Origin of the sequence: Nocardia grenadensis NBRC 108939 (assembly GCF_001613445.1) — a bacterium.
In the GTDB taxonomy this organism is placed as follows: domain Bacteria; phylum Actinomycetota; class Actinomycetes; order Mycobacteriales; family Mycobacteriaceae; genus Nocardia; species Nocardia grenadensis.
Map to the genome: position 1 here is coordinate 131,037 of NZ_BDCJ01000003.1, position 21,136 is coordinate 152,172.

General features: G+C 66.9%; 21 protein-coding genes. 14 read left to right on the top strand and 7 right to left on the bottom strand.

Features of this window, described 5'->3' with window-relative positions:
* Positions 1–143 precede the first annotated feature (143 nt).
* Positions 144–1,151, top strand: coding sequence for a carbohydrate kinase family protein (locus tag NGR01S_RS32230; protein WP_281179693.1), 1,008 nt, complete (start codon positions 144–146; stop codon positions 1,149–1,151).
* Between the two features lie 222 nt (positions 1,152–1,373).
* Positions 1,374–3,206 carry an AMP-dependent synthetase/ligase gene (locus NGR01S_RS02880; RefSeq protein WP_063034599.1) on the top strand — a complete coding sequence of 611 codons (1,833 nt, stop codon included), beginning with the start codon at positions 1,374–1,376 and terminating at the stop codon, positions 3,204–3,206.
* Between the two features lie 87 nt (positions 3,207–3,293).
* Here NGR01S_RS02880 and NGR01S_RS02885 read toward each other — a convergent pair whose 3' ends face one another.
* The 3 genes from NGR01S_RS02885 to NGR01S_RS02895 form a co-directional block, all read right to left on the bottom strand.
* Entirely contained in the window at positions 3,294–3,821 is a 528-nt protein-coding gene (locus tag NGR01S_RS02885) for a YbhB/YbcL family Raf kinase inhibitor-like protein (RefSeq protein ID WP_030520006.1), read from the bottom strand.
* Between the two features lie 21 nt (positions 3,822–3,842).
* Positions 3,843–5,201, bottom strand: coding sequence for a M20/M25/M40 family metallo-hydrolase (locus tag NGR01S_RS02890; RefSeq protein ID WP_084480306.1), 1,359 nt, complete (start codon positions 5,199–5,201; stop codon positions 3,843–3,845).
* A 250-nt stretch (positions 5,202–5,451) separates the two neighbouring features.
* Positions 5,452–6,345, bottom strand: a complete 894-nt coding sequence (locus tag NGR01S_RS02895; RefSeq protein WP_063034601.1) for a Sco1979 family transcriptional regulator — start codon at positions 6,343–6,345, stop codon at positions 5,452–5,454.
* 719 nt (positions 6,346–7,064) lie between these two features.
* On the opposite strand from NGR01S_RS02895, the gene NGR01S_RS02900 reads away from it, so the two are divergent.
* The 3 genes from NGR01S_RS02900 (at position 7,065) to NGR01S_RS02910 (ending at position 9,645) form a co-directional block, all read left to right on the top strand.
* Complete coding sequence (locus tag NGR01S_RS02900; protein WP_063034602.1) at positions 7,065–7,520, top strand: hypothetical protein; 456 nt, start codon at positions 7,065–7,067, stop codon at positions 7,518–7,520.
* A 66-nt stretch (positions 7,521–7,586) separates the two neighbouring features.
* Positions 7,587–8,471, top strand: coding sequence for an SAM-dependent methyltransferase (locus NGR01S_RS02905; RefSeq protein WP_063034603.1), 885 nt, complete (start codon positions 7,587–7,589; stop codon positions 8,469–8,471).
* Positions 8,472–8,766: 295 nt separating this feature from the next.
* Entirely contained in the window at positions 8,767–9,645 is an 879-nt protein-coding gene (locus NGR01S_RS02910; protein ID WP_063034604.1) for an SAM-dependent methyltransferase, read from the top strand.
* 3 nt (positions 9,646–9,648) lie between these two features.
* Here the strand turns inward: NGR01S_RS02910 and NGR01S_RS02915 are convergent, their stop codons facing one another.
* Positions 9,649–9,975 (bottom strand): histone-like nucleoid-structuring protein Lsr2, encoded by a 327-nt coding sequence (locus NGR01S_RS02915; RefSeq protein ID WP_063034605.1) that lies wholly within the window; start codon positions 9,973–9,975, stop codon positions 9,649–9,651.
* Between the two features lie 206 nt (positions 9,976–10,181).
* Here NGR01S_RS02915 and NGR01S_RS02920 point away from each other — a divergent pair, with 206 nt between their 5' ends.
* The 3 genes from NGR01S_RS02920 to NGR01S_RS02930 all read left to right on the top strand — a co-directional run bounded on the left by NGR01S_RS02920 (position 10,182) and on the right by NGR01S_RS02930 (position 13,312).
* On the top strand, positions 10,182–11,105 hold the full coding sequence (locus NGR01S_RS02920) for an alpha/beta fold hydrolase (RefSeq protein WP_063034606.1): 924 nt from the start codon (positions 10,182–10,184) through the stop codon (positions 11,103–11,105).
* A 153-nt stretch (positions 11,106–11,258) separates the two neighbouring features.
* Entirely contained in the window at positions 11,259–11,741 is a 483-nt protein-coding gene (locus NGR01S_RS02925) for a MarR family winged helix-turn-helix transcriptional regulator (RefSeq protein ID WP_063034607.1), read from the top strand.
* Complete coding sequence (locus NGR01S_RS02930) at positions 11,738–13,312, top strand: DHA2 family efflux MFS transporter permease subunit (protein ID WP_245664409.1); 1,575 nt, start codon at positions 11,738–11,740, stop codon at positions 13,310–13,312. Before NGR01S_RS02925 ends, NGR01S_RS02930 begins: the two co-directional genes overlap by 4 nt.
* Before the next feature lie 46 nt (positions 13,313–13,358).
* Here the strand turns inward: NGR01S_RS02930 and NGR01S_RS02935 are convergent, their stop codons facing one another.
* Entirely contained in the window at positions 13,359–14,546 is a 1,188-nt protein-coding gene (locus tag NGR01S_RS02935) for an alpha/beta hydrolase (RefSeq protein WP_157107088.1), read from the bottom strand.
* A gap of 208 nt (positions 14,547–14,754) precedes the next feature.
* On the opposite strand from NGR01S_RS02935, the gene NGR01S_RS02940 reads away from it, so the two are divergent.
* The 3 genes from NGR01S_RS02940 (at position 14,755) to NGR01S_RS02950 (ending at position 16,704) form a co-directional block, all read left to right on the top strand.
* Positions 14,755–14,979 carry a hypothetical protein gene (locus NGR01S_RS02940; RefSeq protein WP_063034609.1) on the top strand — a complete coding sequence of 75 codons (225 nt, stop codon included), beginning with the start codon at positions 14,755–14,757 and terminating at the stop codon, positions 14,977–14,979.
* A 71-nt stretch (positions 14,980–15,050) separates the two neighbouring features.
* The gene (locus NGR01S_RS02945; protein WP_157107089.1) at positions 15,051–16,022 is read left to right on the top strand and encodes a hypothetical protein; all 972 of its coding nucleotides are present in this window, start codon (positions 15,051–15,053) and stop codon (positions 16,020–16,022) included.
* A gap of 289 nt (positions 16,023–16,311) precedes the next feature.
* Positions 16,312–16,704 carry a hypothetical protein gene (locus tag NGR01S_RS02950; RefSeq protein ID WP_063034611.1) on the top strand — a complete coding sequence of 131 codons (393 nt, stop codon included), beginning with the start codon at positions 16,312–16,314 and terminating at the stop codon, positions 16,702–16,704.
* Positions 16,705–16,754: 50 nt separating this feature from the next.
* On the opposite strand, the gene NGR01S_RS02955 is transcribed toward NGR01S_RS02950, so the two are convergent.
* Both NGR01S_RS02955 and NGR01S_RS02960 read right to left on the bottom strand, forming a co-directional pair.
* On the bottom strand, positions 16,755–17,255 hold the full coding sequence (locus NGR01S_RS02955) for an SRPBCC family protein (RefSeq protein WP_174551659.1): 501 nt from the start codon (positions 17,253–17,255) through the stop codon (positions 16,755–16,757).
* Positions 17,256–17,439: 184 nt separating this feature from the next.
* Positions 17,440–17,937: a hypothetical protein gene (locus NGR01S_RS02960; protein WP_063034613.1), complete on the bottom strand. Its 498-nt coding sequence runs from the start codon at positions 17,935–17,937 to the stop codon at positions 17,440–17,442.
* Between the two features lie 80 nt (positions 17,938–18,017).
* Here NGR01S_RS02960 and NGR01S_RS02965 point away from each other — a divergent pair, with 80 nt between their 5' ends.
* The 3 genes from NGR01S_RS02965 to NGR01S_RS02975 are packed head-to-tail and all read left to right on the top strand — an operon-like array spanning position 18,018 to position 20,586.
* Complete coding sequence (locus NGR01S_RS02965) at positions 18,018–18,890, top strand: MetQ/NlpA family ABC transporter substrate-binding protein (protein WP_063034614.1); 873 nt, start codon at positions 18,018–18,020, stop codon at positions 18,888–18,890.
* Positions 18,887–19,912: a methionine ABC transporter ATP-binding protein gene (locus NGR01S_RS02970; protein WP_063034615.1), complete on the top strand. Its 1,026-nt coding sequence runs from the start codon at positions 18,887–18,889 to the stop codon at positions 19,910–19,912. The genes NGR01S_RS02965 and NGR01S_RS02970 overlap by 4 nt, the downstream gene beginning before the upstream one ends.
* Before the next feature lie 11 nt (positions 19,913–19,923).
* Positions 19,924–20,586, top strand: a complete 663-nt coding sequence (locus NGR01S_RS02975) for a methionine ABC transporter permease (RefSeq protein WP_063034616.1) — start codon at positions 19,924–19,926, stop codon at positions 20,584–20,586.
* The last annotated feature ends 550 nt before the right edge of the window (positions 20,587–21,136 follow it).

The window sequence follows — 21,136 nt, forward strand, 5'->3', positions numbered from 1 at the left end:
ACTGGCGTCGGTTACACGAACTCGCGGCAGCCGACCCCATACCGCCGGCTCCCACTGTGCGTTCTCTCCGCGCGACCCCCGAACGCCGCGCCTTCACCGCTCTCGCCGCGCTACTTGTCACCGGCGCAGTTCACAGCGACGACATGTACGGCCGTGTCCCTGCACGAGCGAGTACCGGGACCCTCACGGTCATCGGCGATGCAGTGATCGACCACGTCTACCAGGTGGATACCATCCCAGACGCTCGCGGTTTCGTCCGAGGGCGTTTCACAGCGAACCCGGGCGGCAAGGGACTCAATTGTGTCATCGCCGCGGCACGCCTGGGCATCAACGTCAGGTTCATTGCTTCCGTCGGCGATGATGAGGGCGGCCGACGCATTATTGATTACCTACGATCCGAAAACATCGACACTTCGCTGGTGAAGGTCGTCCCGAAGGCGGCCACCCCGATCACCGCCCTGATCGTGAGCCGTACTGGCGTCACCGGCACCATCGCATGCACCGATGACCGAATCCGGCTGACCGATACCGAGCTCACTGCTCCGCTCGTCAGGTCCGCCCTCGCGGATTCCGATGCTGTTCTCATCACCCTGGAGCCTCCGCTTCCGGTAATAGAACAGGCCCTGAGCACCGTCCAAGCCTTGGCCGATCGCCCACCGGTACTCGTCACCTCCGCGAAGATCGACTCTCCACAGGTCCTCTATCGGTATTTGCCCTATGTGGACTATCTGATCGGTTCGCTCCGGGAACTCGACTACCTCGTTCCCGAAGTCCCCGCTCGCTCGGGTCCCCATATCGCGGAGCAGCTGCGAATGCTCGGCGCCAGGGCTGTATGCGTAGTCGAAGATTTCGGATGCACCGTACGCTCCGACCGCCTCACACTCGATATCCCCCGAATGCAGGCTGCGGCACTCACAGACATCCCAGGCTCACGATCCGCCTTCGTCGGCGCCCTCCTCTATCGCCTGTTGTCGGCGGCCGGGGACGAAGGAGGGTTGGGCACAGAGCGCCGTTTCGCGGAGGAACACGACTTTGCCTGGGCAACCGCCGCCATGGTCGCGACACAGGCGTTCGCCGGGGATATACCCGGCACGATGCCGACCGTCGACGAGGTGGATCGGATCATTCGCCTGACATCCGAGAGCCACTGAGAGTGGCGTACGGGCGTGTGGCCCTGGGAGATTGCTATCGACCTCAGGGCCGAACCCCACAGCACATCTCACTCGGCCTCTTCTTCCGCTGCGCACGCAGGCGATTTCGCACCCCGGACACCGAATGCTCGGTAACATAGTGATCCACATCACTGCCGCGGTAACCGTCTCGGCGGTACCGGTGATACCCGGGTCCGCGGCATCCAGCACCGGGATCGGACCATGACCACAGATATCGTCTACCGGCACCGCACGGGCGCCCTCGTCGGCACCGTGCCCGCCGCCTTCCAGCAGACCATCACCCTGCGCCCTGACGCGGTCGCACTGCGCACCCTCGGCGGCACTCGGCAGATCACCTGGCGCGAGTACGGCGACCGGGTCCGGGCGCTCGCCGCCGGACTGTCCGCACTCGGCCTCGCCCGCGGCGACACCCTCGGCGTGATGCTCACCAACCGGCCCGAATTCAACCTCGTCGACACCGCCGCCCTGCACGTCGGCGCCACCCCGTTCTCCGTTTACAACACCTGCTCCCCCGAGCAGGTCGCGCATGCCTTCACCAACGCCCAGAACAAGATCGTCGTCACCGAACAGCAGTTCCTCGACACCGTTCGCGCCGCGGGGGTGCCGCTCGACCACATCGTCGTTGTCGACGGGCCCGCGGAAGGCACCACCGCCCTGACGGACCTGGAAGCCGCGCCCGACCCGGATTTCGACTTCGAGGCCGCGTGGCGGGCCGTCGAACCCGGCGATCTGGTCACCGTCATCTACACCTCCGGCACCACCGGCCCGTCCAAGGGAGTCGAGCTCACCCACCGCAATGTGCTCGCTCAGATCATCGCGCTGAACAGCGGTCCCATGGATGTCGGGCTCGACGACCGCGCCCTGTCCTATCTGCCCGCCGCGCATGTCGCCGACCGCATCTCCGGACACGCCATCAACCTCGTCACCGGGATCCAGATCACCACCGTCCCCGACCCCCGGGAGATCGCCGCCGCGCTCCCGGACGCCCGGCCCACGGTGTTCTTCGGCGTGCCGCGGGTCTGGCAGAAGATCAAAGGCGGCGTGGAAGCGAAGCTGGCCGCCGAAACCGGCGCCAAGAAGGCCATCGCGCAGTGGGCGGTGTCCACCGGAATCGCCGCCGCCCGAGCCGATCTCGCCGGCACCGGCCGCGGCCCGCTGCTCGATCTGCAGCACCGCGCGGCCGAGAAACTGCTCCTCGCCAAGGTGCGCGCCGCCCTCGGTCTGGCGGACCTCCGCGTCGCATCCTCGGGTGCCGCACCCATTCCACCGGAAACCCTCGAATTCTTCCTGGGCCTCGGGTTCTGCGTCTCCGAGGTCTGGGGAATGTCGGAGACCAGCGGTGTCGCCACCTACACCGAACTCGACAAGCCCCGCCCCGGCTCGGTGGGCCGCCCGGTCGACGGTGTCGAACTGCGCCTCGCCGACGACGGCGAAGTCCTCGTGCGCGGCGAGATCGTCACCCACGGCTACCGCGGTATGCCCGAGAAGACCGTGGAGGCGCTCGACGCGCAGGGGTGGCTGCACACCGGCGATATCGGTGCCCTCGATCCCGACGGCTATCTCCGGATCATCGACCGCAAAAAAGAGATGATCATCAACGCGAGCGGTAAGAACATCGCCCCGAGCAATATCGAGAACGCCGTGAAAGCGGCCTCCTCGTTGGTGGGTCAGGTTGTCGCACTCGGCGAAGCCCAGCCGTATATCACCGCGCTCATCGTGCTCGACGCGGATATGGCGGCCGTACGGGCCAAGGAGATCGACGCCGCGGCAGCCGATATCGCGCAGCTCGCACAACGACCCGAGATCATCGAGGACGTGCGGGCGGCGGTCGCGGCGGGGAACACGAAACTCTCGCGGGTGGAGCAGATCAAACGATTCACCATCGTCGATACGGTCTGGGAACCCGGCGGTGACGAACTCACCCCGAAGATGTCACTCAAACGCGCGCCGATCGCCACGAAGTACGCGGCACAGATAGAAGCGCTCCGCGCCGACGCACCACCGGAGACCGTGATCGAGGTACGGCCCCGGTGAACGGCAGCGGCCCCGGCGAACGGCAGCGGCCCCGGTGAACGGCAGCGGCCCCGGCGGGAATCGCCGGGGCCGCCACACCGCGCGAAATTACTTCTGCTCGTAGGTGCCGACCAGAATCGCCCGCGCCAGAGTGTGCGAGAAGAGGTTGAACCCGAGGAATGCCGGGGAAGCCTCCGGCGGCACGCCCAGCGAGTCCACATCCACCGCGTGCACCACGATGAAGTAGCGGTGCGGACCGTGTCCGGCCGGCGGGGCCGCCCCGACATAGCCCGCGAACCCGCCGTCGTTACGGAGCGTCACCGCGCCGGACGGCAGTTCGCCGCCCTCGCTACCGGCCCCGGCGGGTAGCTCCGTCACCGATACGGGAATATCCGCCACCGCCCAGTGCCAGAAACCGGAAGCCGTCGGCGCGTCGGGGTCGTAGACCGTCACCGCGAAGCTCTTCGTCTCCGCCGGGAATCCCGACCAGCTTAGCTGCGGCGACACATCCGCACCGCCGGCACCGAAGACACCGCTGACCTGAGCGTTGCCCAACGGCGCACCGTCGGACACATCGGTGGAGGTCAGGGTGAACGATGGAACCGAAGGCAGGGCGTCGTAGGGGTTGTCGGCCATGTTCTCCTCTTTCGAATCGGATCAGCTGTGCAACAGGAAGTGTTCCAGCACCTCGGTGCCGAACTCGAGCGCGTCGACCGGTACACGTTCGTCCACACCGTGGAACAGGGCCGCGAAATCCAGCTCCGGCGGCAACCGGAGTGGCGCGAACCCGAAACACCGGATACCCAGATCCGCGAAGGCTTTCGCGTCCGTGCCTCCGGAGAGCATGTACGGGACGGTCCGGCCCTGCGGGTCGTGGGCCAGTATCGCGTCGTTCATCGCGTCCACCAGATGACCGTCGAAGGTCGTCTCGTAGGAGTCGAGTTTGGTGATCCACTCCCGCTCCACATCCGGACCGATGAGTTCGTCCACTTCCCGTTCGAACGCGGCCTGCCGGCCCGGGATCACCCGGCAGTCCACCACCGCCTCCGCGGTCTGCGGAATGACATTCGCCTTGTACCCGGCGTTCAGCATGGTCGGATTGGCGGTATCGCGCAGGGTCGCGCCGATGATCCGGGAAATGGACCCCAGTTTGGCAAGCGTGCCCTCGATATCGGGGCTGCCCGGATCGAACTCCAGCCCGGACTCCTCCGAGACCGCGGCCAGGAACTCGGCGACCGAATCGGAGAGTACGAGCGGGAACGTATGAGTGCCCAGACGCGCCACCGCGGCCGCCAGGATGGTGACGGCGTTGTCCTCGTGCAGGAACGAACCGTGCCCCGCGCGCGCCTTCGCGCGCAGCCGCATCCAGCCCAGCCCCTTCTCCGCCGTCTCAACCAGATAGAAGCGCCGCTCGCCGCCGTCCGGGCGCGGGACAGTCAGCGAGAAACCGCCGACCTCACCCACGGCCTCGGTGACGCCTTCGAAAAGGTCGGACCGGTGCTCCACCAGCCACTGCGATCCCCATTTCCCGCCGTTCTCCTCGTCGGCCAGGAAGGCGAAGACCAGGTCCCGGGGCGGCACCGTCCCCTCGATCTTGAACTGGCGGGCCACCGCCAGCATCATCCCCACCATGTCCTTCATATCGATCGCGCCGCGACCCCAGACGTAACCGTCCTGTACCGCGCCCGAGAACGGGTGCACACTCCAGTCCGCCGCCTGCGCCGGCACTACATCGAGGTGTCCGTGCAGCAGCAGTGCGCCGCGACTCGGGTCGGCACCCGGCAGCCGCGCGAAGACATTGCCGCGGCCCGGTGCCCCGGACTCCACATATTCGGTGGTGTATCCGGCGTCTTCCAGTTGCCGCGCCACCCATTCGGCACACTCTCGTTCGCCCTTGGTGGTCGCGAGATCGCCGGTATTGGAGGTATCGAACCGGATCAGCGTGCTGACCAGCTCCACCACCTCTGCCACGGCACGAGAACGAGCAGAACCCGAATTTTCACCTGTAGCGGCCACAGCCCCTTCCTACCATCCCGGGTGTCCTTGCTTCCTTTCGGTGCAACCGATGTCGGGCGATTCATGATTAGATGCGCATATCTACGTATGGCCATTCTAAACGGTCGATGCTCGATGCCGGAGTCGATGCGACAGGACGCGCCGTATGGGAACCGCGGGACCTCGAAACCCGCGGCGGGGTCCGGTCGGTCGATACGCCGCTCCCCCGGCCGGCACCGGATGCCGGTAAACCTCCCCCGCTGGCCCGGGCCTACTCGGCGGGCAGTTCGGAGAGCACTTTACGCAGATAGTCCCGGCTCTCCCCCGGGGTGAGCGCGATAACGCTCAACTTGTTCATCACCGTCATATACACCTCGACATCCTGCTTCTTCTCCAGGTACTGCGAGGTGGTGAGCTGCTCCATATAGACCATGTCCGGCAGTTCGGGTTCCGGAAACCGGAGAATACTGAACGAACCACCGGCCGCCGGATGGCCGCCCACCGAATAGGGCAGCACCTGGATCTTCACATTCGGCCGGTCGGAGGCGGCGATGAGATGTTCGATCTGATCCCGCAACTCGGGATAGCCGTCGATCGGGCGACGCAGCGCGTTCTCGTCCACGACCGCCCACAGAGTCGGCGCCGCGGCACGGCTCAGGATGTCCTGGCGGCGCATCCGTATACCGACCCGGCGTTCGGTCTCGTCGTCGTTACCGAGCGTGATCACCGACCGGGCGTAGGATTCCGTCTGCAACAGGCCGGGCACGAACTGTGCCTCATAGGTGCGGATCGTCGTCGCGGCCTGCTCCAGACCGATATAGTTCTCGAACCAGTTCGGCAGCACATCGTTGTAGGGCTGCCACCACCCCGGATCATTCGCCTTCTTCATCAGATCGAGGTAGACGGCCAGCTTCTCCGGATCGTCGACCCCGTAGAGCTTCAACAGGTCGAGCAGATCGCGCTCCCGGAACCGGGTCCGGCCCAGCTCGAGCCGGCTGATCTTGGCATGGGAACCGCGGATGTGATCACCCGCGTCCTCGCGGCTGATCCCGCACGCCTCCCGCAAACGGCGCAACCTGCTGCCGAGCGAGATACGTAGCACGGTGGGCCCGCGATCGGCTTCCGCCTGATCCGGGGTTTCGGAATCGTCTCGCTCGTGTGTCATGGTCGCCTCTGGCCAGTTCGTGCTGTGTTGCATCGTACGGCGCCCGCCACCGCCGAACCGCACCGGTCGGCAGGCAAGCCTACTATCCGGTACACGCATATTTCGGTAACGCGCCCGCTCCGGACGAGGCCGGCAGTTGCGCGGCAACCGGCTGCCGCGAACGTGCCGATCGAATCCTACAGTGCCGCATACCCGTATCATCTTCCTGTTTGCACGCGGTATCAGGTTTCGTTGCGTAAACTCCCTCACGACACGACGTCCGGCTTCATCTGTACCGCGACGACCCGGGAGACGACACCGATGAGGGCATCGGCAGCAGGAGCGAGTACCCCAGGAGTTGTTCCCAGCATAGCGCGGGTCCCGCCGGCCCGCGAAGACGAACCGGCCGTGCCGTCCGGCGCCGGCCAACTCCCACGATCTGCTCGTAGCCGCGCGTATTCACCTGGTCCGCAACGCTTCTCGCACTCAACGGCGGGAGTGCTGCTCATCCGGACGGATCGGGCACGGCCCGATAGGGTGGTCCGTGGTCGACCGGAACCGGCCGTCCCCGTCGAGGCAGTCCGCATCCACCGTACGTCCCGACGGACAGGACCCGGCCGCGCGCATCCGCCACCGACCGCCGCGCATATCGCCGCACCACCGGGTCACCTCTCGGCCCGGCCGATGCGGTCGTGTCCGGCCGCTTTCCCGTCACCGCACCATGCAGTTGGAGGTCCCGAATGTCCGACACAGTCCCCACCACCGAGATCCGCGCGAAACTCACCGAAGTCCTCGGCCACTCCAGTATCGACCTTGCCACGTCCAAGAAGGGAGTCAACTGGGCGACGAGCGCCTTCTTCGCCAACCTCGACGACGACCTCTTCCGCCTCACTCTCATCCTCGAGAACGGCGGCCGGACCCTGGACCAGCTCAAGGCCAACCCCAATGTGGGGGTGAAGGTCGTGCCGGGCGGGATCGCGGATCCCTTCGCCCAGGGCCTGGGCACGGCCACCCTGCGCGAGGGAGCCGGCCAGGACGAGACCTTCCGGGCACTGCTGCGCAAGGAACCCCAGATCGAACCGTTCTTCGCCACGCCTGTCACCGCGCTGGTGATAGATATCGACTGGTGGCGGGTCACGCATCTGGGTGGCGGCTGGCTGCCGGGCAAGGTCCTCGAGCGCGATACGGACGCCTGAGGAGACGCCGCCGGATCGACGGCTTAACATCGCCCTGTTCGATTCGCAACGTAGAGAGAGGTATTCATGGCCGAACCGGCTCCTCGGACCGGGGTTCGTGTCCCGGTCGGGGTGGACACCACCCGGCCCAGCATCGCCCGGGTCTACGACTACAGTCTCGGCGGCAAGGACAATTACGATGTCGACCGCGCCGCCTTCGAGCAGATCCAGCGGATCGCGCCACGGCAGGGCGACGTCTCCCGGATGAACCGGCGCTGGCTCCACCGCGTGGTGCGCTATCTGGCCGGACCGGCCGCCATCGATCAATTCCTCGATATCGGCGCCGGTTTGCCGACGGTGGGTAATACCCATCAGATCGCGCAGCAGGAGAACCCCGAGGCCACGGTCGTCTATGTCGACAACGATCCGGTGTGCAATGCGCACGGCCGGGTGTTGCTGGAACAGAACGAGAACACCCATTTCGTCTCCGGCGATCTCCTCGAGGAAAACACTCTGCTGGAGAACAAGAACGTGCTGCAGTACCTGGATATGGACCGGCCGATCGCGGTGATCCTGTGCGGGCTGCTGCACCACGTCGACGACGAACTCGAACCGGCGCGGGTCATGCGCGAATACATCGCCCGGCTACCGGCCGGCTCGTATGTCGCGATCACCAATTTCTGGGACCCGGACGACGAGAATCCGGAACTGCACGATCTGGCCGTGCGCCTGGAGCGGGCGTTCACCGAAATGGGGCTGGGTTCGGGGTGGTACCGCACCCGCGCCGAGCAGCTCGAGTACTTCGACGGCCTGGAGATCATCGCGCCCGGGCTAGTGGAACTCGAGGACTGGTGGCCGGCCGGACCGGCGACCCGGCCGCGACTTCCGGAGGAGAAGGTGATCATCGGTGGGGTCGGATACAAACGCCCCGTGGAGAAAGTCCGATTGCGCAGTGTGAACGGAACCGGCTGACGAATCGCCCTGTTGTCCGGTGCTGTCCGGCGCCGGGCTTCCACCCGGCGCCCCGGAACAGCCGGGCAAACATCGAACCCGCTTGAGGCGCAATTGTTTTCACAAACAGGACAGCACGGCCCGATATCGTGCCGAGCGCGTCCATCCGGGTTAGGCTCGGCCCACTCCGACGACGTGAACCATTTTCTCGCGCAGTTCGATCGGCGCCGATTGCTCGCTCCGGCACCGCGTTCTACGCTTTGGTGACCCGAATCATATTTCCAGCCAGTTTTTCCTTCGTCCAGAGAGGGTCGAGATGGCCGAACCGGCGCATCGGACCGGCGTTCGCAAACCGGTCGGCGTAGACACCAGCCGGGCCAGTATCGCCCGCGTCTACGACTACAGCCTCGGCGGCAAGGACAACTACGACGTCGACCGTGTCGCCTACGCGGCGATCCTCGAGGTCGCGCCCCGGCAGGGCGATGTATCCATCATGAACCGGCGCTGGTTGCACCGGGTCACCCGGCATCTGGCAGGCACCGCCGGTATCGACCAATTCCTCGATATCGGCGCCGGATTACCCACTGTCGCCAATACGCACGAGATCGCCCAGCAGCAGAACCCGGACGCCCTGGTCGTCTATGTCGACAACGATCCGGTGTGCAACGCGCACGGCCGGGTGCTGTTGGAACAGAACGACAACACTCATTTCGTGCCCGCCGACCTCCTCGAGGACAAAACCCTGCTGCGCAACACCGACGTGACGCGCTACCTGGATATGGAGCGGCCGATCGGGCTCATCCTGTGCGGGCTGCTCCACCATGTCGACGACGAACTCGACCCGGTCGGGATCATGCACAGATACGTGGACCTGCTGCCCCCGGGGTCCTATCTCGCGATCAGCCATTTCCACGATCCGGGCCCGGCGGATCCGCAGCGGCACGCGCTCGCCAAAGAGCTCGAACGTCGTTTCACCGAAAAAGGTCTGGGCTCGGGCTGGTATCGCACCACCGAGCAGATCCTCGAATACTTCTGCGGCCTCGAACTCATCGAGCCGGGCCTGGTCCAGCTCGACGACTGGTGGCCCGCCGGTCCGCCGCTGCGGCCCCGGTACCCCGAGGAGCATGTCATGGTCGGTGGTGTCGCCTACAAGCCGGCCGGCGGCAGCACCGACCACCGGAATCGACCCGGGTAACCGCTACCCGTTGACGCGGCGGAAGGCGGCCAGGATTCCGGCCGGTATCCGGCCACGCGTCGACACCTCGTGTCCGTTGCGCACCGCCCACTCCCGGATCACCTTCGCCGAGGCCGACCGGACCGGTCGCTCCCGTTTGGTCCGCGCGGCCCGACCCACCTTGCGGGCGAACGGGGTCCACTTACCGAAGCTTGCGCGCATTTCCCCCGCGTTGGCTTCGGTCAGATCGATTTCGTACGTCACGCCCTCGAACGCGAACACCACAGTTTCGGCCGCGGGTGATTCGCCGTCGAGGTCATCGATCAAACTGATGACGACCTTGCGCGCCATGGGCTTGCTCCTCCGATCACCGATTACCTTGCCAGATATGACATCAGCTACCCCGCGGCTGTGCGAATGACCGCGCTTGCCCGCAGCGCCGGCACAGCGACCTCGTCCGGGGGATGTGAGCATACCGCTCCGGTCGCGGCTGGCGATGCCGGGGCGCGATCGATCCACCCGGGTTACCGTGACGGGGCCGAACGAGAGGACGAACCATGGGCGCGCGTCAGGCCGATCTGCCCGAGACCGTCGAATTCCGGTTACCGCACCTGTCGATGACCGCACTCGCCTGGGGCGATCCGGGGGGCCGACTCGCCCTGTGTCTGCACGGTTTTCCCGACAGCGCCTGGACCTGGCGTCATCTCGGCCCCACTTTCGCCGACCGCGGATTCCGGGTGGTGGCACCGTTCACCCGGGGTTACGCGCCGACCGCGGTGCCGGAGGACGGCGACTATCATCTGGGAGCGCTCGCCTACGACGCGCTCGCGCTGTATCGCGCACTCGGCGCCCCCGCGGACGCCGTGCTGATCGGTCACGACTGGGGCGCACTCACCACGAACACCATTGCGGCCCAATCGGATTGCCCGTTCCACCGGGTAGCGTCGCTCGCGGTCCCGCCGGTTCCGGCCCTGCGCCCACGCCGGGACGCCGGCGTGGGCGCGTACCTGCGGCAGCTACGGTTCAGCTGGTACATCCTGTTCAACCAGCTACCGGGCCTCTCCGAGCGCTCGCTCGATCGGCTGATACCTCGGTTGTGGCACGACTGGTCACCGGGGTACGAGGCCGAAACGGATATCGCCCATACCCTGGCCGCGCTCCCGACCGCCGCCCACCGGACCGCGGCCCTGTCCTACTATCGCGCGTTCGTCCGGGTCGCCGGGAAGCCGGCCGACCGCTACGCCGGCCTCCACCGGCACTGGGACGGCGCGCCGCGCGTTCCCATGAAGTATCTGCACGGTGACGCCGACACCACTGTGCACCCGGCATTCACCGCCGGGGTGGCCCAGGTTCTGGCACCGACGGGCGGAAGCGCCGTGACCGTACCCGGAGCCGGGCATTTCCTGCATCTGGAACAGCCCGCACGAGTGGCGGAGCTGCTGCTGGCCTTCTTCGCGGACGGCACGGCGCGCGGGGTCTGATTTGATCTCCGGGGCCCGAATGTGATTATTCGCTGCGGGGCCTACCGGAGCGCCCACTCCGGTGCGATTCCGCCGCTCGCTCCGCTATGGTTCCGGTCACATACGAGATATTCCCGCTTCCGCAACTATTACGGACGCCCATATGATCGCGCGGTGGCAAATGAGTCGGAGACGAGCACTCTCATCGAGCACTTCGTGCTCGCCGTCTGCGACCCCGGACGGTGGCAAGGCGTCGATCGGCTCGCCGAACTCGACCTGACCCTCTCGCAGGCCCGGGTGCTGTTCACTGTTGTCCGTCGCCACGAGCCACAACCGATCCACACCATCGCGGGCGAACTCGGCCTGTCGATGACCGCGGCCGGCCGCAATGTCGACCGGCTGGTACGCCTCGGGCTGCTCACCAGGCAGGAAAGCCCGACCGACCGCCGGGTCAAGCTCGTCGGTCCCACCGAACACGGGCAACGGCTCACCTGGGATCAGATCGCCGTCCACCGCGCGACGATCGATACGGTCGTCCACCGCTTGCCCGAGGCTTTACGGGAGGACCTGGGACGGGTCCTCAACGCCGTGCTCGAGTCCGGGGCCATACACAACGTCGTGGCGTGCCCCCCCGCATCGTCAGGAGACAATTCGTGAACGCAAGCCCAGCCCCCGCGACCAACGCGGGGGCTTCGGACAGAATCGACGCATCGGTCCTGAAACTGGCCGGTGTCGTGGTTCTCGGCGCCATCATGTCCATCCTGGACATCACGGTGGTGAACGTCGCGATGCCGACGTTCCAAACCGAATTCGACGTCGCCAACTACTCGACGGTGGCCTGGACGGTCACGGCCTACACGCTCGCGCTCGCCACCGTGATCCCGCTGACCGGCTGGGCCGCCGACCGTTTCGGTACCAAACGGCTCTATATGACCGCCCTGGTGCTGTTCACCCTGGGTTCGGTGCTGTGCGCGCTGTCCTGGAACATCGGCGCGCTCATCGGGTTCCGGGTGATCCAGGGCCTGGGCGGCGGCATGCTCATGCCGCTGGGTATGACCATCATGACCAAAGCCGCGGGGCCGGAGCGGATGGGCCGGTTGATGGCCATCCTGGGTGTACCCATGCTGCTCGGCCCGATCCTGGGCCCGATCCTCGGCGGCTGGCTCATCGAGGACGCCTCCTGGCATTGGATCTTCCTGATCAACCTGCCGCTCGGCGTGATCGCGCTCGTCTACGCCTGGTTCATCCTCCCCAAGGACGAGCCGCGCGCCGGGGAGTCCTTCGATTTCGTGGGCATGCTGATGCTGTCGCCGGGTCTCGCGCTGTTCCTGTACGGCATCTCCTCCATCCCGGAAGAGGGGACCGTCGCCACGCCGAAGGTGTGGGCGACCATGCTGGTCGGCGGGGCGCTGGTGGTCGCGTTCGTGTTCTACTCGTTCAAGCCCAAGAATCCGCTGCTGGATCTGCGGCTGTTCCAGAATCGCGACCTGACCGTCGCCACGGTCACGATGTTCTTGTTCGCCGCCTCCTTCTTCGGCGGGCTGCTGCTGATCCCCACCTACTTCCAGCAGGTGCGGGGCGAAAGCGCGCTGCTGGCCGGACTGCTGGTCGCGCCGCAGGGCATCGGGTCGCTGCTCACCATGCCGATCGCCGGCATGCTGGTGGACAAGATGCCCGTCGGCCGGGTGGTTCCGGTGGGTCTGGCGATTCTCACCGCGACCATGTTCGGGCTCACCCAGATCGAGGCCGACAGCTCCTACTTCTATGTGCTCGGCGTGCTGTTCGTCATGGGTCTCGGCATGGGACTGACCATGATGCCGCTGATGACGGCCGCGTTGCGCACGCTGAACGAGGCGCAGGTAGCACGCGGCTCCACGCTGCTGAACATCATTCAGCAGATCGCCAGTTCGGTGGGTGTCGCGGTGATCTCGGTGGTACTGACCAACCGGATGCAGAACTCCGAGGCAGTATCGGCCGGGCAGGCGATGATGGAGGCCCAGCGCACCGGTGAACAGCCCGATCCGTCGGTGCTGCAGTACATCGCGAGCCTCGGCGACAAGTTCGAAACGGTCATGCTCGGGGAGATGTCGGACGCCTACGCCGGCAGCTTCTGGGTGGCGTTCGCGCTGTGCCTGGTCACCCTCGGCTTCTCCGTCCTCCTTCCGCGCAAGGCGAGCGCGGTGGCGAAGTCCGATTCCGATACACCGGCCCCGGTGCTCATGCACTGATCTCCCGGTGCTCCGGACCCGCACCGCCCGCCCCGAACCACCCGGTTCAGGCGGGCGGTTGCGTTTTCCGGAACCAGTCGAGAATCCGCGGGAGGGCCTCCCGGATGGTGGCGCCGTGGTCGATATCGCCGAGGTCGATCAGTTCGGCGGAGGCACCCAGTTCGGCTTTGGTACAGCGCAGTGAGTTCTCGAAGGGGACACTGCGGTCCCCGGGGGCGGCGAACAACCGGACCGGTACCTTCGCGGTCCAATCGCACACGGTATCGCTGTCGGCCATGGCCCGCAGGGCGGCGCCGGTGGGGTTACGTGCCAGTTCCAGGTATTGCGGGGTCAGCAATTTCTGCGGGGTGTCCGGAAGCCCGGAGGACACGGCCAGCAGATCATGACGGCCGTCGAAGAGTCCGTCGATCCGCTGCGCGTAGGGCTGCTGGAACACCTCGGCCGGATCGTCGTAGAGGTGGTAGATCCGGTTCATCGCGGTGATCCAGTAACCCAGGTACAGCACCGCCCGCCGGCCCTCCACCCGGCCGTCCAGCGCGGCCGGGGCCTGGACCTCCTGTACGGCGTAGGCGCCGCTCACCGCGGCGACCGCGGCCGGGGCGAAACCCTCGACCGCTCCGTCGTTCAGCTCCCGGGCGAGCGCCAGGGCAGCTTGGGCGCCCTGGGAGAACCCGGTTACCAGCACGCCCGGGTCCAGATCGCGGCCCTGGTCGGCGAGTAGCGAACGGGTCGCCGAGAGCAGATCCGCCGAGGCGGAGGCCTCGGTGGGGGCGTGAGCGTAGGGATGGAAACCGGGGCCCTCCCCGAGACCCAGATAGTCCGGGGCGACCGCCGCGTAGCCGGCGGCGGCGAACTGGACGGTGCGGGCCCGTTCGGTCTCGCCGTCCGCCGACGGTGCTTCGTCGCGGCGCACCGTGGTTCCGTGCGCGTAGGAAACCACACGCAACCGCCGCACGCCGGTATCCGGGACCACCACCAGTCCGCTGGCGGTGATGGGCGTCCCGTCGGCCGCGACTGTTTCGTACACGACCCGGTGGGCACGGACACCGTTCGCCCCGGCCACCGGGTATTCCCACTCGGCGAGATAGTCATCGGTCTCGGCGGCGGTCATCTCGAAGACGGGCGCCACCGAGACGACGCGGCCGCGCTCGGGCCGGTCGGCGTCGTCACGCGCGCCGCACGCGGCCACGAGCAGGCACAGTGCACTCGCCATCGACACAAGCGCCCGGCGCATCGTCACCTTCGTTCTCCCGGCTGTGGTCCCGACCCGATCGGGCCTCACCGTAGCCGATCATCCCGGTGGCCGGCCCGAGGCCGGGCGAGCATCGCGGACCGGCCGGCCCGCGCTCGGCGGAGCCCTGCGGGTTCGTGCGCCGCGGACAACGGCCGGGCGCTCGGATCGGGGACGAAACAACTCCGGGACCACCGACGATGACAGAGACGTGAACCCCGAAGTACTACCGCCGGCCGAGCGGCGGGACATGGTGCGACGCCTGATCGCGCTCTGTCATATCGTCAACGATCTCGTCGAGATCACCGCAGCCCCGGCAGCCGACGGCGGGCCGGACCCGGTGGCGCTCCATGAGCACGCCCAGCTGATCCAGACCGTGGTCCGCGATGTCGTGGTCGATCTGGTGGCGAACGGCCGGCAGTCGGACGCCGCCTGACCAGAAATCGCACCGGCCACCGCCGATTCGCGGCATGTTCCCAGTGGTGGACGCAGAATTACACTGGGTTGATGGTCAAACCGAGCCCGTGGGGAGCGAGCGGAGGTGACGGCGACACCGCGTCGAATACGGTTCGCACCGCGACAGCGGAGCCGGGCCCGTCTGCATCCGCCGGTGCCCGATCGGAGGTCTGGGAACGACGCCGGACCCTCGCCCGGTCCGGACTGCGGCGCGTGGCCGAACACGCCGAGGATATCCGCACCGCGCCGGCGATGAGCGGCAAATGGGGATATGTGATCACCGCTCTGGGCGGCGTCATCGTCTTCATCCTCATGTTCAAGCACTGGATGGTCGCGCACGGACCGGACGGTATGGCCGCGGCGACGCCGTTCGGCCAAGTCGACTCGACCACTCGGTATCTGACGGTCTGGTCCGCGCAGGGCACACCACCCGCCGCGGATCTCACCGGTTCGTGGGCGGTCGCCTCGAGCAGCATGATCGCGCTGACCATCGCCGCGATCGCCATCCATATCGCGACCAACTCCGAACGTTTCGCCCGTATCGCCACCGGCGGGGCGGTGCTCACCGCGCTGCTGGTGATCGCGAACATGCTCTATCTGACCGCCCGGCAGAAACAGCTCAAGACTATGACGATCCGCCGCTGGGACCTCGGTGGTCAGGTGGGTTCCTGGATCAACTGGGCTGTCAACGACGGGTCGAAACCGGTCGCCGGTCTGAACGAAGTGGAGTACGTCGCCAGCGGTACCATCACCACCGCCGCCATCGCGGCGGTGATCATCGCGGTGGGATCGGCGGTGATCGCCGTCGCGACCATGCCGCGTACCGCCACCGGGCCGCGGATGCCCTGGCGGGTCACCGTATCCCGCGAGACGGCGTCGAATTATACGGCCGAGCCCGCGGCGACTCCCCTGGCCGCTCCGGCGGCGGAACCCGCCACTGCGTCCCCTCCGGTCTCGAGTGCGGCCCCGGACATCGGGCCCGATCCGAGCACTGCCGCAGATCCCGGGCCCGCCAAGAGTTGACGCGGGTCCGGCGCCGGTCGGTCCTCGGCTCCGGATCGATGTGGCCGTCGGCGGTCCGGGTACGACCGGCGCGGCCGTCCTGGATTTCCGGGCGCCTCGGCCGTGTACAGCGCACGCATCGCCGTCTCCACTGCTCGTATCACGCAGGGCTGTCGATACCGCGGCAGCGAATGCCCCGAAACCGTGCGCCGTGTAGTGTCGCGCGCGGTGCCGGATCAGTTGCGGCACAGGGGAAAGTCCTGAGTATTATCCGGCGGCCCCCCAGTCGGCTCGAGCGATCGCGAGGCATATGTTCCCTGACCAGATCTCCACCCATTACCCCGTCTCCCCCATCCCCGACGACGTCTACGGCCGTGGGGCGCCCATTCCCGCGCCCCGGGAGCCCGATCTGGTGATCACGGCACTGCTGTGGTTCCTGCTCGCGACGCTGGCGATCGTCTCGGTGGTGATCTCCCCCTGGTTCCTGCTCGCCACTGGGGTGTGCGAAGGGCGTGCGGACTGCAGCGCCGATCCGAGCACGGGTAACTGGATCATCGTCCTCGGCGGCTGCTTCGGCTTCCTGATCGGCGCGGCCACCACTGTCAATGCCGCGCGTAGCGGCCGGGCACTGTACCCCGGCGCACTGCTCGGGTTGGTCCTGGTACTCGCCGCCTGGCTGGCGGGTTCACTGTTGATGGGCTGAGCGGGCGACGAGCCGCGGGCACCGGAAAGCGATGCCCGCGGCTCGACCGCTCACGATGGCGCGGTCGCGAAGCGCTGATCGGTATAGCGGCGCAGGTTCGCCAGGAAACGCCGGAACGCCAGATTCATCACCGGGGTGGCCAGGAACGCGGTGAACCGGGCGGGACCGGCCAGTCTCTGGGCCAGCGTCCAGGTGAGCCGGCAACCCTCGGGGGTCTCCACGATGCGGTAATCCTCGGCGAACGCCGCCAGCGCACCGGTGGAGCTGCTGTTGAAACGGAATGCCATCCGGGTGTTCGGCTCCCAGACCAGGAACTCCTCGTCGCCGACGATCCCGCCACGCATATCGACCACCCGGGTGGTACCGACGCCCCGGGGTTCGGGAGTGGTCCAGGTGACCTTGGTGATCACGCTCGCCCAGTGCGGCCAGGATTCGGCGTCGGCCAGCACTTCGAACAGTTGAACCGGTGTGATCGCGAGATCCACACTGTTGCTGAACCGCAAGGGAGCGTTGTCGATGAATTCCAGACCGACGCGCTCACACGGATGCAGGGTGCTCATCGCCGGCCACCGCCGTTTCCGCCCACCTGTTCCCGGTTGCTCATGCGCAGGATCCTCTCGTCGGTCGATACAGCCGCGCCCTCCCGGCTGTACACCGATGGTTACACCTGTCCAGCCATCTGTCCATAGGGCACGGTGGCGTGGGGCTCGGAAGTGGCAATCAAACTTGCTATGATCACCCACCCCCGCCGGTGACCAGCTCCCAATCCACCTCCGGGGTGATCTCCGCGCGGAGCCGGGTGTTGTCGGCCGCGGCCGAGAAGCCCTGGAGCAGGACCCGGCCCGCGTCCACACCGGCGAACGCCGGCTGAGCCGGATTCACCGAGGCAACTCCGGGTACCGCCGCGACCTGTCCGGCCAGGCCGGCGGGCACCAGCGGCCCGGTCGGGAACTGTGCCATGGAGCCCGGCGTGACCCAGAAATCGGTGGCGGCCGGATTCTCGAAACTCGCCCCTACCGAATCGACTTCCGGTGGCCACCCGCGGCGGGCCGCCGGTGGGTGGGCCGAAGAACTCACCGCGGTCCGGGCCGTCCCGAAACGTGGCTTCCAGTTCGACGGGGGTGGCCCGCAGTACGGCCGAATCGTCGTACTCGAAGATTCGACGTCACCGACCTCGCATCCTATGCAGACCAGGCGGTCACCGCCGGCTCCGGCCAGGATTTCGTTCAGCACAATCCCAACCGTTGCCGGGCCCGGGTACCCGCCGCTTGGATGGTCGAGTCCATACGGCCACGAGCATTCGGGAGCAGGCGTTGAAATTCCCACGAGTACTGGCGATACCGGCGTTGACCATCGCTGCGGCACTCGCCCTCACCGGCTGTGGTGGGGGTGACGCCGGCTCCGCGGATGTGGTGCGGATCGGTACCACCGAGAGCACTCCGGAATGGGACGTGTTCGAACAGAAGGCCCGGGATGCGGGCATCACCCTGCAGATCACCAACTACTCCGACTACTCCCAGCCCAATATTGCCCTCACACAGGGGCAGATCGACGTCAATCTCTTCCAGCACCTGCAGTTCCTCGGCGAATACAATGTCGCCAACAATGCGGACCTGACCCCGATCGGGGCCACTCAGATCGTCCCGCTGGGCCTGTATTCGAAGAAACACCAGTCGGTCGCCGATATCCCCGCCGGCGGCCAGATCGCCATTCCCAACGACCCCTCCAACCAGGCGCGCGCACTGTTCGTCCTGGAGGCCGCAGGTCTGGTGAAACTGTCCTCCGACACCCGGGCGCCCTCCCCCGCCGATATCGACCGGGGTGCGTCCAAGGTGAAGGTGACCCCCGTCGACGCGGCGCAGACCGCGCTGTCACTGGCCTCGGTGGACGGCTCCATCATCAACAACACCTATCTCGAACGCTCCGGTGTCGATCCGCTCTCGGCCCTGTACAAGGACGATCCGACAAGTCCCGGGGCCGAACCGTACATCAACGCATTCGTCACGCGGGCCGAGGACAAGTCCGACCCGACATACCAGCGGCTGGTCGAGATCTGGCACGATCCCGAGGTCCAGCAGGCGGTTTCCGAATCCTCCAAGAGCACCTCGGTGGAGGTCCGGCGCAGCGGCCCCGAGCTCGAGCCCATTCTGCAGCGGGTCCAGCAGACGATCCGCGACGGGAAGTGAGCGAGGCGGCCGGTCCGGAGTCCGCGGCACCGGCGGTCGAATTCCGGTCGGTGACCAAGGTCTTCCGCACCGGCAAGCGCGCGGATACGGCACTGTCCGATATCGATCTCCGGATCGAGAAGGGCGAGATCTTCGGCGTGATCGGCTACTCGGGGGCCGGTAAAAGCACTCTCGTTCGGCTCATCAACGCCCTGGAGAAGCCCACCAGCGGCACCATCGAGATCTCCGGCGCCCCGATCACCGGGGTGCCGGAGGCGCGGGTGCGGCAGCTCCGCCGCGATATCGGCATGGTCTTCCAGCAGTTCAATCTCTTCCGCTCCCGGACGGCGGCCGGGAACATCGAATACCCACTGAAGGTGGCGGGCTGGTCGCGCGCGAAACGCAAGGAGCGACTCGCCGAGCTGCTCGACTTCGTCGGATTGTCCGACAAGGCCCGCAGCTACCCCGACCAACTCTCGGGTGGACAGAAGCAGCGGGTGGGTATCGCACGGGCGCTGGCCACCTCGCCGTCGCTGTTGCTGGCGGACGAGGCCACCTCGGCGCTGGACCCGGAAACCACCGGTGAGGTGCTGCGCCTGCTGCGCAAGATCAACACCGAACTGGGGGTGACCATCGTGGTGATCACACACGAGATGGATGTGATCCGCGCGGTCGCCGATCGGGTCGCGGTGCTGGCCGAAGGCAGGATCGTGGAGCTGGCGAATACCTTCGACGTGTTCGCCACCCCGCAGTCCGCGCCGACCCGATCGTTCGTCGACACGGTGTCGCACAATCGCCCCGGCCCCGACGAACTCCGCCGCCTCGACGAACTGCACCGGGGCCGGCTGGTGACCGTCGATATCGACGATGCGCGGGGTATCGGCCCCGCCCTCACCACCGCCGCGCAGGCGGGCGTGGGCTTCGAGGTGGTGTACGGCGGCGTGAGCACTCTTCAGGACAAGACCTTCGGCAGTATCACCCTCGCACTCGACGGCCCGGACGAAGCCGTCGACAAGGTGATCGCCCAACTCGACCAGCGGTAGCGAGGACCGATATGGACACCGATTGGGACAAACTGCGGCCGATCCTCACCGAGGCCGTGGGCACCACCCTCTACCTGGTGCTGCTCACCTTCGTGGTGGGCGGCTTCCTCGGGCTCTTCCTGGGCACCGCGCTCTATACCACCCGCAAGGGCGGGCTGCTGGCCAACAGCCCGATCAACTGGGTCCTCAATGTGCTGGTCAATATCGTGCGCCCGATTCCGTTCATCATCCTGCTGGCCGCACTGGGCCCGGTCACGCTCGAAGTGGTGGGTACCACCATCGGCACCGAGGCGGCGGCCTTCGTGATGATCGTGGCCGCCTCCTTCGGGATCGCCCGGATCGTGGAACAGAACCTGGTCACGGTGGATCCCGGCGTGATCGAGGCGGCCCGCGCGATGGGCGCGGGACCACTGCGGATCATCCTTACGCTGCTCATTCCCGAAGCATTGGGCCCGCTGATCCTCGGCTACACCTTCGTCATCATCGCCATAGTGGACATGTCCGCCATGGCGGGCACGGTCGGTGGCGGCGGGCTCGGCGATTTCGCCCTGGTGTATGGATACCAGCGGTTCGACTGGGAGGTCACGTTGGTGGCGACCCTGATCATCATCGCCGGGGTGCAGGGCATCCAGTTCCTCGGCAACTGGACCGCCCGCAAGGTCCTGCGCCGCTGACCGGCTTCGACGCCCCGGTGCGCGCACGTCCGCACTCGAGACGTACCGGCTGCGCACCGGCCGGGACGGTCTCCGCGACGGTGAGATCCGATGTATCGAGCCAGGTGCCCACTCGCGGCGTCGTCTCGCACAGCACGGTGTCGAGCGCGGAAACGGTGAACGCTCCATAGGAGTTCTCGGCCGGGCCCGCTTCCCGCGCGGCCACCGCCTCGGCCCGCGGTGCCGGCACGACGACATAGAGCGGATCGGTCCGGATCCGCCAGATCGTCCACGGCAGGAATTCGCCGAGTACGACATCCTGGAGGCGCGCGGCGAACCCGGCACGGGTGTATTCATCGGAGGCGGCCGCCGCCGGACGATGACGTAGCCGCAACTGGTCCATGGTCTCCGATGTGGGGATCGGCGGCCATCTCGGCGCGGCCGTTCACCACGAACCGACGGAAAGCGTCACCGCGGACGTGCGCCGAGCGCGGTAGCCGTTCGGCGAGCGCCTGGGTGCCCGTGGACCCACCCGCGGCCTGGATACCGGTGATCGGATAGACGGCAGGCG

Excerpts from the sequence above, each read along its gene's own strand:
- NGR01S_RS02895 (WP_063034601.1), bottom strand. The coding sequence starts at position 6,345 with ATGACACACGAGCGAGACGATTCCGAAACCCCGGATCAGGCGGAAGCC.
- NGR01S_RS02975 (WP_063034616.1), top strand. The coding sequence starts at position 19,924 with ATGGACACCGATTGGGACAAACTGCGGCCGATCCTCACCGAGGCCGTG.
- NGR01S_RS02910 (WP_063034604.1), top strand. The coding sequence starts at position 8,767 with ATGGCCGAACCGGCGCATCGGACCGGCGTTCGCAAACCGGTCGGCGTA.
- NGR01S_RS02950 (WP_063034611.1), top strand. The coding sequence starts at position 16,312 with ATGTTCCCTGACCAGATCTCCACCCATTACCCCGTCTCCCCCATCCCC.
- NGR01S_RS02935 (WP_157107088.1), bottom strand. The coding sequence starts at position 14,546 with ATGCGCCGGGCGCTTGTGTCGATGGCGAGTGCACTGTGCCTGCTCGTG.
- NGR01S_RS02900 (WP_063034602.1), top strand. The coding sequence starts at position 7,065 with ATGTCCGACACAGTCCCCACCACCGAGATCCGCGCGAAACTCACCGAA.
- NGR01S_RS32230 (WP_281179693.1), top strand. The coding sequence starts at position 144 with ATGTACGGCCGTGTCCCTGCACGAGCGAGTACCGGGACCCTCACGGTC.
- NGR01S_RS02920 (WP_063034606.1), top strand. The coding sequence starts at position 10,182 with ATGGGCGCGCGTCAGGCCGATCTGCCCGAGACCGTCGAATTCCGGTTA.
- NGR01S_RS02915 (WP_063034605.1), bottom strand. The coding sequence starts at position 9,975 with ATGGCGCGCAAGGTCGTCATCAGTTTGATCGATGACCTCGACGGCGAA.
- NGR01S_RS02885 (WP_030520006.1), bottom strand. The coding sequence starts at position 3,821 with ATGGCCGACAACCCCTACGACGCCCTGCCTTCGGTTCCATCGTTCACC.
- NGR01S_RS02880 (WP_063034599.1), top strand. The coding sequence starts at position 1,374 with ATGACCACAGATATCGTCTACCGGCACCGCACGGGCGCCCTCGTCGGC.
- NGR01S_RS02905 (WP_063034603.1), top strand. The coding sequence starts at position 7,587 with ATGGCCGAACCGGCTCCTCGGACCGGGGTTCGTGTCCCGGTCGGGGTG.
- NGR01S_RS02945 (WP_157107089.1), top strand. The coding sequence starts at position 15,051 with ATGGTCAAACCGAGCCCGTGGGGAGCGAGCGGAGGTGACGGCGACACC.